We start from the raw sequence: 13,958 nt of genomic DNA on the forward strand, positions 1-13,958 counted from the left end.
TTATGAAAAACATTGAGTTATTGTCATCGGCACATCCGCTAGAGTCACTTCTTTACTGTGAGCATTTAGCTTAATGGCCTCTTTTGGCATTCCAAATACAATGCTGGAGCTTTCATCTTGTGCATAAGTCTTCGCCCCCGATTTCTTCATTTCTAACAAACCAAATGCACCATCTGCGCCCATTCCGGTTAATATAAATCCGATAGCATTACTTCTAACTTGCTTCGCAACAGATTGAAACAATACATTGACCGAAGGCTTATGGCGCTGCACTGGCGGCCCATCTTTGAGCTGAGTGTAATAGAATGCACCACGACGAACAAGCTGAAGGTGATGGCTTCCTGGCGCGATGTACACATGGTTAGCCAGTACGCGTTCGTTATGCTCAGCCTCCTTAATCTTTAATTTTGAAATATCATTTAGCCTTTGAGCAAAGGCTTTAGTGAAGTTGGCTGGCATATGTTGTACCACCACAATACCAGGCAATTCGGGTTCTAATTGACTAAATATGTACTCAAGCGCTTGCGTCCCCCCTGTCGAAGTGCCGATGGCTACCACTTTATCAGTGGTATTAATGGCAAGGTTGGTATTGCTCATTGCAACATCGATAGCAGGCGCACGGCTTATGTCTTCCGTAGAGGACTTTGGTCTGTAGAATCTCGCTTGCTTAACCACTTTAATAAATTGCTCGCGTTGAGACTCAAGAAATGATTTTAAGCCACACTCTGGTTTAGTTAAGATTTCAAATGCGCCAAGAGAGAGTGCCTCTACCGACAATTGAGCTCCTGTGGTTGTTAGCGATGAACAAATGATCACGGGGATAGGTTTATTGGCCATGAGCCAGCGTAAAAAGGTAATACCATCCATCTGTGGCATTTCTATATCAAGAATAATTACATCTGGCGGCTCTGCCAACACGCTGGGCTGCGCCAAGACAGGGTTGCTAAACACCTTAGTCACGCAGATTTCAGGCGAATACTCCAACATCGCAGTAACCGTTTGCCTTACCACAGCAGAGTCATCGATAATATAGACGGAAATTTTATTCGACATCAGGTTGCTCTCCTACTCGATAACGCAACATGAAAACGGTCTACCCGGCAAGCGCCATCCTTGAGATCCACTTGAATTCTCCGATAATAAGGGCCGCCAACATCACGCGCGACAAGCCTAAATCCATAATCGTCAATCAGCTTATGACTCATTTCGATGTTTCGCATACCGACAGTCTCTGAACAAGACGTTTTGAACATCTCTCCACCACCAAAAAGCTTAATCTCCACACAATCCTCAGGGATACTAAACCGCTCTAAATATTGGCGAACCAACGAAAAAGTCTTATCGACATATTTAGCGGGCTCATCGTCATTCGGCTTTTCTGTGGTTGGCAATAGCATATGACTCACAACAACTAGTTGGTGCTGCTTAGACACTAAAACAAATGAAACACAGGACCCCAGCAAGGTATTGAGCGTTGCTGGACGAAATGACTCAATCGCCAAACTACCCGGCTGCAAAAATATTGATTCAACGTCTCTGCTCGGCATCAACATTTTGCATACACCGCAGGGGCGATTGATTCAAATTTGTCATACACGCCATTTAAGCTCTCGGAGTGTCCTAAAAACAAAAAACCTTGCTTCGGCATCGCCCTATAAATATTTTCTAGGATTTTTACCTTTTCATCTTTTTCAAAATAGATCAGTGCATTACGGAGAAATATTATGTCAGCTTTACCACCGATATAAGGCACAAGTAGATTATTTTTGAAAAAATTAACTTTATGATAGAGCTCATCATTCACCATGATATAGCCGGTCTTCTCTCCGACGCCATTTAGACAGTATTTCCTTAGGTATTCGTCAGGAATGTTTTTAGCACGATGTAATGGGTAAATTGCCTTTTTCGCTAAATCCAGCATCCGCTCAGAAATATCGCTGGCACGCACCACCCAATTCCCGTTACCATAATGCTCCTGCGTGCACATGGCCAAGGTGTATGCCTCTTCGCCAGAGGAGCAAGCCGCACACCAAATATCTGGTGCAGACTTTTGGTAGTAAGTGGTAAACAGCTCTGCGAGCTTTTCAAAGTGTTTACGCTCTCTGAAGAAATAGGTTTCATTGGTAGTCAGCAAGTCGATGCACATATTTCGCTCACCTTTGTTATTGGGTATTTTTAGATACTCAATGTACTCACCATAGCTACTTAATCCTAAAATCCTCAGTCTTTGATTTAGTCGTCCACAGACTAAGTTCTTTTTATGATCCCTAAGATGTATTCCTGATTCGGCTTTGAAGAAGTCAGCAATACAGGTAAATTCTTGATCGCTAATAAAGTCCCCAATCATGTGGCACCTCCTTAGAACTGTTCAAAGTGCTCTTTTGAGCGAGCTTGCCCAGCACTAACTTCTTTTCGCTCGGCGACGGGTTGTGCTTCTGTTTGCGGCTTGCCTCCTTCTAACACGCGCATTTTGCTTTGGCTTTCAATATCTCCGATTTTAAAATAGGCGACGAGCTGGGTAAGCGTCTCTGCTTGACTGGACATTTCTTCCGCGGTGGCTGCAAGCTCTTCTGACGATGACGCATTTTGCTGCGTTAGCTGGGTGATTTGATTCATCGAGTCGTTGATTTGGCCAACACCTGCCGCTTGTTCGTCTGACGCTGCGGAGATCTCTTGTACTAAATCAGAGGTTTTACCAATTGCAGGTACGATTTCAGCAAGTAGACTGCCTGCCCGCTCGGCTTTGCTCACTGAGCCAGATGCTAACTGAGATATTTCCTGCGCTGCAAATTGAGAACGCTCAGCAAGCTTTCTGACTTCTGCAGCCACCACAGCAAACCCTTTACCATGCTCTCCAGCTCGAGCCGCTTCTATGGCAGCGTTGAGTGCCAACAGATTCGTTTGATAAGCAATGTCATCGACAATACCTATCTTAGACGCAATTTGTTTCATGGCCGATACGGTCTCTTCCACGGCGCTACCGCCCTCTTGTGCTTCACCTGCCGCTTTTGATGCCATACCGTCAGTGATTTTGGAGTTTTCTGCATTTTGGGCAATGGATGCCGTCATTTGTTCTACAGAGGCTGATGTCTCTTCAACTGACGAGGCTTGTTCGCTTGCACTCTGTGCCAATGACTGTGCTGTAGAAGAGACTTCGGTAGATGCCTGCGCTAACGACTCTGAGTTAGAACGAACATCACAAATAATGCGACTTAAACTGGAGATTGTACTATTGACGCTTTGCTTCAACTCGTCATAGACACCTGAATAGCTTCCTGCAATCTCAACATCAAGGCGACCTTCTTTTAACCCCTCCATGACGTTAGCAATTTCTTGAATTGGCTTTTCGGTCGCTTCCAATACCTCGTTAAGACCATCAGTCATGGTTTTAAATGCGCCGGCATAGTTTGAGGTGTCTGCGCGATTTTGGATGTTTCCTTTGACCGCTTGTGAAACCAACTCGACGATATCGGTCGCTAAGGTATCTAACACATCGGTGAGATTGGCTGTACGTTGCGCCAGCTCACCTAAAAGCCCTTGTGCTTGTACTTTGGGCTTTAATGATAAGTTACCTTCACTCACTGCGTTGAGCACGGCAAAATTGTCCTCAAGTACCGATTCCAGCACTTCCATCGACTTATTATATGCCTCAGCAATTCTGCCTATCGATCCCTCTAACTCATTGGCTTCAATGCGTCTGTCAAATTCCCCGCAAGCTACCGCTTGGAAGGCAACACCAAACTCTTCTTCTAACAAGCGCTCTTTGCGCTTTTCATCAGTTACGTCTTTCCACTCAACCGTAGTAGAAATACGCTTATTGCTTTCATCAAATACGGGGGTGATCATGAGCTCCAAGCTGTGCTCGCCAAACCCGAGCTTTGCAACGTGCGTAGAGGTTAAACTCGCTAACATAGTGCGCTGGTGGCTTGGATTTCGGTGGAACTGGTCAATACTTCCTCCCACCAGTTTGTCGACGCAAAAGGTAGGTAACGTGCTTTGGATCGCAGTTTCTAACCTGAGTAACATGTCTCGCATGGCACGATTTATATAAACAATATCGTAATTTTCATCAGCCAGCATAATACAAGCGGTACTGTAATCCATGGCTTGCTTATAAAAATCGCTATTACTTCCAGCGCTCAAACTCGATTGGCTGATTAATTTAGCCACGAAACTACAGTTAGAAATGGGCTCTGCTAATTTCATGATTTCTAATTGATAAGATCCACTAGGTATATTAACAGTGGTGGCTTTGTCTATCAGCTCGGAAAAGTTATTGTGCAACGACAGCATATCAGTAATATATCCACCATCACTTTGTGCGTTATTTGCAATAAGCCGGGTAAATTGATTGCTTTGATGAACAATCCGACCAGCACCATCTAGGAGAGCAGCAAATGTGCCTGTGGTCTCGATAGCCGTTAATTCTGCATTACTTTTAAGCAAACTTAATATATTGGTCGCGAGTGTTTTGGCTTCCCCTTCATATAAAGCGGGGTTTACTTGGGTAAGATCTGAGTGTTCAATCGCGTTTACGACTGCCTTCGACAGTTGAGTAACTTGTTTGTCAAAGATTGCTGGTAAAATTCCCATTATGTATCCCCTTATTAAGAGTTAGCTAATTTTCTAGATTCAGGTTCATGAGCAAAATCATGAATAAGCTTTGGTACATCAAGAATGAGCGCAATGTCTCCTGACCCTAAAATACTTGAGCCACTGATCCCCGACATCTTTTCAAATAACGCACCGAGTGGTTTGATGACCGTTTGAAACTCACCTAACAGCTGATCGACGACGATGCCTGCTCGCAACTGACCGTACTTCACAACGACAATACTTGGTCTGATCTTAGGGTTCGTTGGTAAGTCGAAAATACGACTCAAATGAATAAATGGCAGCACCGTACCGCGAAGATTAATGTAATCGGTTTGACGAGTTGCCCCATTGCCAAGCGGAAGTTCAATACACTCTGTAACCATATCGAGTGGAATGACGAACTTAGCATCCGCAACACTCACCATAAAACCATCGATAATGGCCATGGTTAACGGCAACCTGAGTTGGAAACACGTACCTTGGTGCTCGACAGATTCAACACTCACCGTTCCACGTACCGCTTCAATGTTTTTTCTCACCACATCCATGCCAACGCCGCGTCCCGAGATATTTGATATTTTTTCGGCTGTGGAAAAGCCTGGCTCGAAGATTAAGTTGGCAATTTCTTTGTCGGTAAGCTCAGTATCAGGTGAGATCAGATTACGCTGAATTGCTTTTTCTTTAATTTTTTCTTTGTCTAGCCCGCGTCCATCGTCACTGATCTCTATTACAATACTGCCTGAATCATGAAAGGCTTTGAGTGATAAAGTACCGTATTCAGGCTTTCCACTGTCCGCTCGTTGTGCTGGTGACTCCATACCATGATCAATGGCATTGCGAACTAAGTGCGTAAGGGGGTCGACTATCTTTTCAACCATTGATTTATCAAGTTCGGTTTCAGCCCCCATAATTTCTAAAGAAACCTGTTTTTCTAACTCCTTTGAGGTGTCGCGCACTACACGGCTAAAGCGATTAAACGTTTCACCTATCTGTACCATTCTGAGTTGCAGTGTACTGCTTTGCACATCACTAACGAGTTGTTGAATATGCTCAACAATTTCGGTAAGGGCCGAGTCGCGTATTGTTTTGGTGTGATCTTCGAGTGCCGCAGACACGATAACCAGCTCGCCAAGTTCATTGACTAATTCATCTAGCTTCTGCGCCGGTATTTTCATCATCCGCTCGGGATTCTTTGGTTTGACTTTGTTATTTTTGGTGGGCTGTTTATCAGTTTTGACAAGTGTTGGCGTTGGCTTATCATCTTCAATTGGGGCTATCTCAATATTTGATTCTGCAGCAATAAACTCAAATGCTTCATCGATATCTTCTCGCGTAGAGTGATGTATCTCTAGCTGCATTCTAAAATAGCATAATTCTAGTTCATCTGGTGTGACCGCGTTAAGCGCAGGTACCTCATCAATTAGCCAATCTACTTCTACCGTACTACCTTTACTTTCGATGTAGCGAATAATCGAGAGCGGATCAAAACCATCCACCATGCAGGCCTTATAAAACTGCGCTGAGACTCGAAAGCTCTGCGTTGCTTCTTGATTTTCGACAACGGTTTGCTCACTTGAGACTTGGTCTTGCAAACCACTATATGACTTTAAACTTTCTAGCAGCCCAGTTTCAGCATCGGTCAACGCCTGAGGAAAATCTTCGTTTGACTCTAAGCACTTAATTAACGCATTTATATGGTCATTACATTCGAGCAAAGTCGAAATCAGTTTTTCGCAAGGATTTAGCGCGTGATCACGAAGAAGCTCCATTGTTGCTTCAACAAAATGCGTAAAATCGACAATATGGTCATAGCCAACAACACCGGCTGAGCCCTTTATGGTATGTGCAGCACGAAACGCCTCGTTTATGATCTCGTCGTCACTATTTGGCAGTATAGACTCCATTGCCAAGAGACTTTCTTCAAATTGAAGTACCAACTCCTTGGCTTCTTCAATAAAGACCGCTTGAATTTCGGATAAATCAACCATCTTACCTCCTTTGCGCGCAGTTTGATGCAACTAAGGTATTGAGTAGCCATAAGGCACAAGGTGAGTGATGCTCATCGACACCTATCACAGATAACGGCTTTTCCGTACAACACTGTGCGAGTGCTACAACTAATTGAAAGCCTGCAGCGTCCACCTCCAACAGCTCGCTAAGGTCAATTGCTATCGCCGTCGTGTCATCGCTTAACATGAGCTGCCATTTTGCTGCCACTTTGCTCACTTCATAAATGGTCAATACTTCTGGCAGCACAATGGTTAAGTTGCTCATATTTATGCTCCTACGCCAAAATACGTGAAACGGTATTAATCAGCTTTTCGGGTTTAAACGGCTTTATCATCCAAGCCTTTGCTCCCGCTTGCTTGCCTTGACTCACGAAATCCGAGCCCGATTCTGTGGTTAGCATCAAAAATGGCGTAAAGCGATATTGACCCATTTCTTTCACTTTCTTCAACAAGCTCAGCCCGTCCATGTTTGGCATATTCAAGTCACTAATGATCAGGTTGATTTTGCCTTCATCTAACTTGTTGATTGCGTCAAGACCATCACAGGCATCAATGACTTCATAACCTTCAGCGAGTAGTGTCATTTTTGCCACCTGACGAATTGAAGCCGAATCATCTACTATCATAATTTTCTTAGTCATAAGACCTCCTAGAAAAATGTTACTTCGTCTTCAACATGGTCGTGTTGAGACGTATTTTCAGTGGTTGAAACATGACATTCCCTTTCTTCTTTCATGGTGTAAGAGTTGAACATTTCTTGCTGTAATGTAGCCAACCCTTCCTCGCCTAGCTCACCTTCTGTCCTGTATAGTGAGACTAATGAAGTAAGCCCTTTGCAAATGTGTTCTAGCTTTTGGCTCACTCTATCTTGGAATTGAAAATCGGTTATCGCGTCGTCGACGTTCGCTTTTATCTTGCTTGCGGTATCATCTAATCCATGTACCGATTGCGTCAGCTCATTAGCGACCGTCGCCATCTCATTGAGCACTTTTCGGATATGTAATTCAGCATCATCCATAAGCGTAACGTCTTGTGCTTGTGATTCGGTGAGCTTTTCAGTATTGTCAGCAACGGCATTGGTTAAGCCATTCATCTTTTCAATAATAAGTTCTGCAGCTTCAGAAGTGATATCCGAAAGCTCACGCACCCTTTCCGCTACCACGGCAAACCCCCGACCGGCCTCCCCTGCTCTTGCAGCTTCAATTGATGCGTTAAGTGACAATAACGTAATCTCTTTTGAGATTTTTTGAATAGATTTGGTTTGCTCAGTTAGTTCTTTGGCAGCATGACTTACAGCTTGATTGGAATTGACGACCTCGAGTTTTGAGCCGAGAGCCACGCGCAAACTATGCAGGACTTCATTGAGTTCTTCTTGACTGTGTTTGGCAAAACAGTGTTCATCATCACCAAAATTTTCTACAGAACCTCGTGCCGATTCGATCGTGTTATTTAGTGCCTGTCTTAGCTCTGAAAACTGCAAGGTCAGCCCTGAAACCGAGTCATTACCCAAGGTCTTAATACTGTAGACCTGATTAATAACGGTTTCTAAAATCGCGGCAACAGATTCTGTATTGTGCTGCTCTACCTCGCAATGCTCTTGCATCTCACTCGAATAACTAGCAAATGCCTCACAATCAAGAATGACTTTTGCAGTTAAGTGACGCTGCCTTAACGTTACCGCTAAGAGTGCACTGGTGATGAGCACAGAAGATAGCGACAAAATATCAACGCGAACACTGAGCAATAGCGTGAGAGACAATACTAGGCTGAGCAACACCGCAGCGCTAATGTAGTACTTGTAGATTGCCTTTAGCTCATTGATTGGAAGTATCTGCATTATGCTGACTCCCCAAGGTGACTACCATGCTCGCTTAACTCTATAAGCTCAGCCATCTCTTCAACTGAGAGAACTTTTTCAAGGTCTAGCGCGATAAGTAGCTCATCTCCGCGTCTTACCATGGAAGCGATGAAGTCAGCTCTGATTTGCGCGCCAAACTGAGGTGAGTTAGTTAGATCTTTTGCGTCAACTTCTATGACTTCATTAACGCCGTCAACAATGACACCCATCTCAATGAAGTTATCAGAAATACTGAATTCACAAATGATAATGCAGGTTCGTCTGCCCACTTCTATTACTTCTCCACAAAGCCGAGCTGACAGATCGATAACGGGTACAACTGAGCCTCTTAAATTAATCACTCCTTTAATAAACTCAGGCATCAAGGGGACTTTTGTCACGGAGCCCAGTTCAATAATCTCTTTTATTGACAGGATTTCAATTGCATAGCAATCCTGTCTTGACTGAAAAGTGAGATATTGTAATGACTGTGTGTTTTCTGTGATCGCTTGCATATTTCACCCGTCTCATTTGTCTTATATGTTACTTTAGTCTTGTATTTCTTATCTGTCAAAATTTGAGCAATAATTTATTTTATCTATTTTTGAGTGGTAAAAATAAGTTTAAAAACAGGTGGTTATAAACAATTCCTTAGTATTAAGTATTACCGCGGTGACGGATTTATAATGGATTTTTTGACAACGAAACCTGTGGCAGAAAGCTAAAGCCAACTGATTGAAAACTGGATAATCAGAACAAAAACAATAAGGGAGTACATGAATTGCAAAGAAACGCTAACCTAATGAAGGCTAATTTTATTTATGAACTGGGTTTGATTGATTAATTATCCGTAAATTCGTCGGAGAAATCTGCTTCGCTGAGCTTAGGAAAGGATACCGTAAACGTTGTGCCGACACCGACTTGTGAGTCAACTTGAATGCGACCCTTGTGCTTGGCGACGATGCTATATGATAGAGACAGCCCAAGGCCAGTGCCTTGACCAACAGGTTTGGTGGTAAAAAATGGATTAAAAATTTTATTGATGTCCTCAGCAGGGATCCCTTTGCCAGTGTCTTGGATGGCAATAACCACCTCGTTTTGTTTATCTTCGATAGAGATAGTTACCGTACCGCTTGACGCTATTGACTGCGCTGCATTGATAATTAAGTTTAAAAATACCTGATTAATCTGCATTGGCTGACAATATAGCAACACTTCATCATCGAGAGAGTAAGTTTTGTTGATAACCGCATGGTACTTAATTGAGTTGTTGGCTATTTTCAGCGTACTTTCAATCCCTTTAATGAGATCTGCCTCTTGCCACTCCTGGTTATCAACATGAGAAAAGGATTTTAAACTCTCAACTATCTTAGAGACTCGGTCCAGCCCTTCTAAGCACTCTTGCAGTAATTCAGGCACATCCTCCTTTAAAAAGTCGATACTATGCTGACTTTGGAGCTGCTGCTCCTGCTGTGCTAAATCACTGTCGGCAAGTGTACTAAAATTCGATTCATAAAAATCGAGCATCGCAAACAGTCCGCTAGCCTGGCCTTCTAAACTTTGAATATTGGAATTCACAAAACCAATTGGATTGTTGATTTCATGCGCCACGCCAGCGGCTAGTTGGCCAATTGCTGCCATTTTCTCAGACTGTAGTAATTGGTTTTGTGCAGCTTCCAACTTAAGGTTGAGTGTTTTTAACTCCTGCTTTTCTATCTCCAATGCTTCGGTTAGACGTTTTTGCTCTTGATAATAGCTCGCAAGCTCCGTCACATCTTGTATGATCACGCATACCTTTTTCACTTCTTCAGAATGCTCAAAAATCGGCACATATTGAATATTCTGATACATTGAAGTTTCATCACCAGTAACAGGACGGCTGCTGCTTAGTTCAAAAACATGAGGACGATGCTCCCAGTAGCTAAAACTTGCTGCTTTTAAAGCAAAAACACTCTTCAATTTCCGCTTAATGATTTTTGCAGCTTCAGGAAATACCTCATCGATAGACATGCCCTCAATATTTTTGGGAGTGTTATCCGGTAGGCGGTTTTTCAAAAATTCATTCGCAAAAACCACCGTATGTGATTGGTCGAGTACACAAATTCCAACCGGAATATAACGCTGCAATTCGTTAAACACAGTCAGTCCTCTATTCCAAGCATGGCATTGAGTTTTTGGATCACAGTTTTAATGGATTTCTCATCCAAACAAATAATCACTCTCGAATCAAAAGCAATAGACTCGATTATAAATGCAATTTTCATCACCAATGTGGTTTTCCACTCGGCAATGTCGTCGGATAGTTGATGTTTGTAAATAGTCGGCATAGTCAATGAGGTTTTAAGCTCTAACTGACTAGAAAAGCCGTTTAAACATGCACCAGCCAAGATATTAGATAAATCTAATAAGACTTCATTAAGATCAGAGTCATCCAGTGGACTATCGTAGTCCATAAGTTCGGCTATTTCTTGTAAGCCTTGCGGTGACAATAGATTAATGACTTCACCTTTAATTTCCCCTAAAAATGACTGCCTCGTTCTGTAAACATGTGCGGTATTACAGATCTCATTGAGTTGATTTGGGCTGACCGAAGTAATTTCAGGGATAGATAAACTAATTTTCGTTTCAATTAATCGAGCTAAAGAGTTCGCTGCTTGGCCCATGGATATATTCATTAGCTCTTGCAAGCCGTCCCTTTGCTCTTCACTGAGTGGCATGTTCATAATAAACCTAGCTCTTGTAGCGTGTTATGTAACTCTTCTTTTTGTAATGGCTTTTGCAAAAAGCGAAATGCGCCGAGTTTATCCACCAACTTCTTCGCTTCGGGCTGAATATCGGCGGAAATAACGATTACCACTGTTTTTGCATGGTGTTCGTGTAGATGCGTAAGAACTTCAAAACCATCCATTTCTGGCATAGTTAGATCCAAAAATAACACCTCTGCTTTGCCCTGCTCAACCATCACCAATGCTTCTTTGCCATTTTTTGCCTCACTGACTTCGACATCCCAGCCTTCAGGTATTGCCCTAAGCACAGCCTTTCTCGACATCATAGAATCGTCTGCAACGGTTACTGGAATTGCCATGAGCACCACTCCTATTTCACTATATTGGTAAAAAGTATGGTCTTTGGCTTTTTGACTGTCAAAAAATTATGAGTAAAAAATGACTCATTTGTCCTCTGAACGAAAGAGATTCAACTTAGAAATAACAAATAATGGCTCGATTAATTATCGTAAATGAGTTTTAGCGGTTCTTGACGAGTAGCAATTTTACAATTTTGTATGATGTGTTCTTTTGGGTCGGTAAAATATAGGGCTTAGCCCTATATTTGCTTTAGAGATTTTAAAAATAAAATCTTAGCGAAAAACTAGCTATCAAAGCCGTTTAGCATTTTGTCACAAACAACAGGAGTTGGCCTATGATTGTCATCCACGGCAACAAAGGTAAAACTACCTGTAATTGCTAAGTGTTTATCATCTTTGTGCATTCTTTCAAGATAGATTTCAACATCAACCTTTAAGCTGGTATTACCAACATGCACTACCTTCGATACTAATTCTGCGAAAGTACCTGCAGGAATTGCCTCTTTGAAATCAACTCTGTCTGAAGAGATAGTCACCAAAGGTTTGCGGCAAAAACGCGTTGCAGCAATAAAGGCAACTTCGTCCATCCAAGCCAGTGCGTCTCCACCAAATAAAGTGTTATGGTGGTTTGTTCGGCCTGGGAAAACGGTCTTTGTTACATGTGTGATTGAGCTTTTGATGCGTTGCTCAACAATGGCTTGTCTTTGTTCGTCTGTCATTTTTTTACTGCTTTATCCGCTAGTGTATCTTTCATAAGTAGAGCTGGATCGAGTCGTTCCCCGAACCAATTAAAGCGCCAATCCAAATGCGGGCCAGTTACCCTGCCCGTCGCGCCAATTTCAGCGATTTTATCGCCTGTTTTTACCGTATCGCCAACCTTAACATCCAGTTTACTAAGGTGGATATACGTAGAGGTAATGCCGTGACCGTGATCGATAATCAAAGTGCCGCCACTGTAATAAAGATCTGGATTTGCAAACACCACTTTACCCGATACCGGCGCTAAGACCGGCTCACCCGTTTTATTTGCGATATCCAATCCAAAATGTGGTCGTTTTGGCTCACCATTAAAATACCTTTGGCTACCATAAACACCTGAAATACGGCCCTTCGCAGGTCTGAAAACAGGGTCTTTAAAGAATAATAAATCCGAATTGCCTTGTCTTGCTTTTGACACAGCTTGTGCTTCTTCACGTATGCGTTTTAGCACCGACTCTGGTGGCGAAACATACTTTTTCGCCACCCCCGTGATCTTGTCTATATCGTAATCTCGTTTCGTGATCACTATCGCTTGGCGATGCTTTTGGCCATCATCAGATTGCCAACTCAAGATGTGGTTAAGTTCAGCATCACGACCAAAACCAAACACGAAATAGCCATCTTTAGAGCGCTTTAATTCTGTTTCGTTTAGCTTTATCTCAGTTGCATTTTCAAGCTTGCCGACGACCATGCCACCTTGTGTCAGGTTACCTTTTAATTCAAGCGCCTCAGCAAATAAAGTGGTGCTCGCAAGCAATATGACAATTGCACGTTTAAGCATACGCAATCGCTCCTTTTCCAACCCCTTCGTATGCTCTTACTTCAACCTTATCATGTGGGTTTTGCAGCTTTATTTGGCCAGCAAGATACTCCGCAATACATTCAACTGTTGTATCACAAGGTAATATATCGCAACGTGATTTGCTGATCGCCAACTCAAAATATCCCTGCGACGAGGTATATGCGAACGCATAATCTTTATCATGCGCGGTTACGTACTGAAGCAAACTAGGATCAATCAAGTCTTCTTCACTGCCAAGATAAATATCCTGCCATTTATCCGCCCATTGTTTTTGTAATCTAGGCATGCTGATATCGTTGAGCTTTACACCAATCAGTGAACGATGACCATGAATAATACGCTGACAGTTGCCATCGTGTTTCTTTAAGCCATGGCTATAGTGATAATAGAAGCCAGTTGCGGCCTCTGGACGCAGTGTTATATCTAAATCTTTCACGTTTTCAGGCATATGCGGCATAATAACAGACTTAAGGTAAGCGATTGCATTGGCTTCATTGATTTCATCCCCTTCCACTACACACACCGCTTCTTCTGGTGCATTCATGGCTAAGTGATTTCCATCAAATTGCATATCAAATTCAAATCGGCCTTCACTGTGTTTTGCATTACACGCAAGTGCACTGGGCACCGCTAATTTGTGGTCCAGCTTTTCGTCGATAATACGTTTGATTTGCTTTTTAACTTTTGCAAAGTCTAACACCATAGACTCTTCGTTTAACTCACCATGCAGCACAATATCGGTGATCCAACTTTCACCTACCGCACCACGACGTGGGCAGAGGTACGAAAAATCAATTACGGTCAAAGAGTCAACAAAAAGGATCATAGATCACCCAAAATAGCCTGCTAAAAAATCATCCCCGATTATAA

The 13,958-nt window shown here is 42.7% G+C and carries 15 protein-coding genes; all 15 read right to left on the bottom strand.

Features of this window, described 5'->3' with window-relative positions:
• The 15 genes from L3V43_RS05250 to L3V43_RS05320 all read right to left on the bottom strand — a co-directional run bounded on the left by L3V43_RS05250 (position 1) and on the right by L3V43_RS05320 (position 13,914).
• Positions 1-1,053 (bottom strand): chemotaxis response regulator protein-glutamate methylesterase, encoded by a 1,053-nt coding sequence (locus L3V43_RS05250; RefSeq protein ID WP_102056797.1) that lies wholly within the window; start codon positions 1,051-1,053, stop codon positions 1-3.
• Positions 1,053-1,553 carry a chemotaxis protein CheD gene (locus tag L3V43_RS05255; protein ID WP_233525237.1) on the bottom strand — a complete coding sequence of 167 codons (501 nt, stop codon included), beginning with the start codon at positions 1,551-1,553 and terminating at the stop codon, positions 1,053-1,055. Before L3V43_RS05255 ends, L3V43_RS05250 begins: the two co-directional genes overlap by 1 nt.
• Positions 1,547-2,347 (bottom strand): CheR family methyltransferase, encoded by an 801-nt coding sequence (locus tag L3V43_RS05260; protein WP_102056795.1) that lies wholly within the window; start codon positions 2,345-2,347, stop codon positions 1,547-1,549. Before L3V43_RS05260 ends, L3V43_RS05255 begins: the two co-directional genes overlap by 7 nt.
• A gap of 11 nt (positions 2,348-2,358) precedes the next feature.
• Positions 2,359-4,593, bottom strand: a complete 2,235-nt coding sequence (locus tag L3V43_RS05265) for a methyl-accepting chemotaxis protein (protein ID WP_102056794.1) — start codon at positions 4,591-4,593, stop codon at positions 2,359-2,361.
• Between the two features lie 14 nt (positions 4,594-4,607).
• On the bottom strand, positions 4,608-6,584 hold the full coding sequence (locus L3V43_RS05270) for a chemotaxis protein CheA (RefSeq protein ID WP_237116101.1): 1,977 nt from the start codon (positions 6,582-6,584) through the stop codon (positions 4,608-4,610).
• 1 nt (position 6,585) lies between these two features.
• Positions 6,586-6,870, bottom strand: coding sequence for an STAS domain-containing protein (locus tag L3V43_RS05275; RefSeq protein WP_010604743.1), 285 nt, complete (start codon positions 6,868-6,870; stop codon positions 6,586-6,588).
• A 10-nt stretch (positions 6,871-6,880) separates the two neighbouring features.
• Complete coding sequence (locus L3V43_RS05280; protein WP_010604742.1) at positions 6,881-7,246, bottom strand: response regulator; 366 nt, start codon at positions 7,244-7,246, stop codon at positions 6,881-6,883.
• 8 nt (positions 7,247-7,254) lie between these two features.
• Positions 7,255-8,442 (bottom strand): methyl-accepting chemotaxis protein, encoded by a 1,188-nt coding sequence (locus L3V43_RS05285; RefSeq protein WP_237116102.1) that lies wholly within the window; start codon positions 8,440-8,442, stop codon positions 7,255-7,257.
• On the bottom strand, positions 8,442-8,957 hold the full coding sequence (locus L3V43_RS05290) for a chemotaxis protein CheW (protein WP_237116103.1): 516 nt from the start codon (positions 8,955-8,957) through the stop codon (positions 8,442-8,444). The genes L3V43_RS05285 and L3V43_RS05290 overlap by 1 nt, the downstream gene beginning before the upstream one ends.
• 325 nt (positions 8,958-9,282) lie before the next feature.
• On the bottom strand, positions 9,283-10,581 hold the full coding sequence (locus L3V43_RS05295; RefSeq protein WP_237116104.1) for an ATP-binding protein: 1,299 nt from the start codon (positions 10,579-10,581) through the stop codon (positions 9,283-9,285).
• A gap of 2 nt (positions 10,582-10,583) precedes the next feature.
• On the bottom strand, positions 10,584-11,165 hold the full coding sequence (locus L3V43_RS05300) for a chemotaxis protein CheX (protein ID WP_010604738.1): 582 nt from the start codon (positions 11,163-11,165) through the stop codon (positions 10,584-10,586).
• The gene (locus L3V43_RS05305) at positions 11,162-11,527 is read right to left on the bottom strand and encodes a response regulator (RefSeq protein ID WP_010604737.1); all 366 of its coding nucleotides are present in this window, start codon (positions 11,525-11,527) and stop codon (positions 11,162-11,164) included. Before L3V43_RS05305 ends, L3V43_RS05300 begins: the two co-directional genes overlap by 4 nt.
• A gap of 284 nt (positions 11,528-11,811) precedes the next feature.
• Entirely contained in the window at positions 11,812-12,246 is a 435-nt protein-coding gene (locus L3V43_RS05310; RefSeq protein ID WP_010372783.1) for an acyl-CoA thioesterase, read from the bottom strand.
• Entirely contained in the window at positions 12,243-13,067 is an 825-nt protein-coding gene (locus tag L3V43_RS05315) for a M23 family metallopeptidase (RefSeq protein ID WP_235367436.1), read from the bottom strand. Before L3V43_RS05315 ends, L3V43_RS05310 begins: the two co-directional genes overlap by 4 nt.
• The gene (locus L3V43_RS05320; protein WP_010604735.1) at positions 13,060-13,914 is read right to left on the bottom strand and encodes a 6-carboxytetrahydropterin synthase; all 855 of its coding nucleotides are present in this window, start codon (positions 13,912-13,914) and stop codon (positions 13,060-13,062) included. The genes L3V43_RS05315 and L3V43_RS05320 overlap by 8 nt, the downstream gene beginning before the upstream one ends.
• Positions 13,915-13,958 lie beyond the last annotated feature (44 nt).

It is taken from the genome of Pseudoalteromonas sp. L23 (assembly GCF_021728455.1).
Taxonomy (GTDB): domain Bacteria; phylum Pseudomonadota; class Gammaproteobacteria; order Enterobacterales; family Alteromonadaceae; genus Pseudoalteromonas.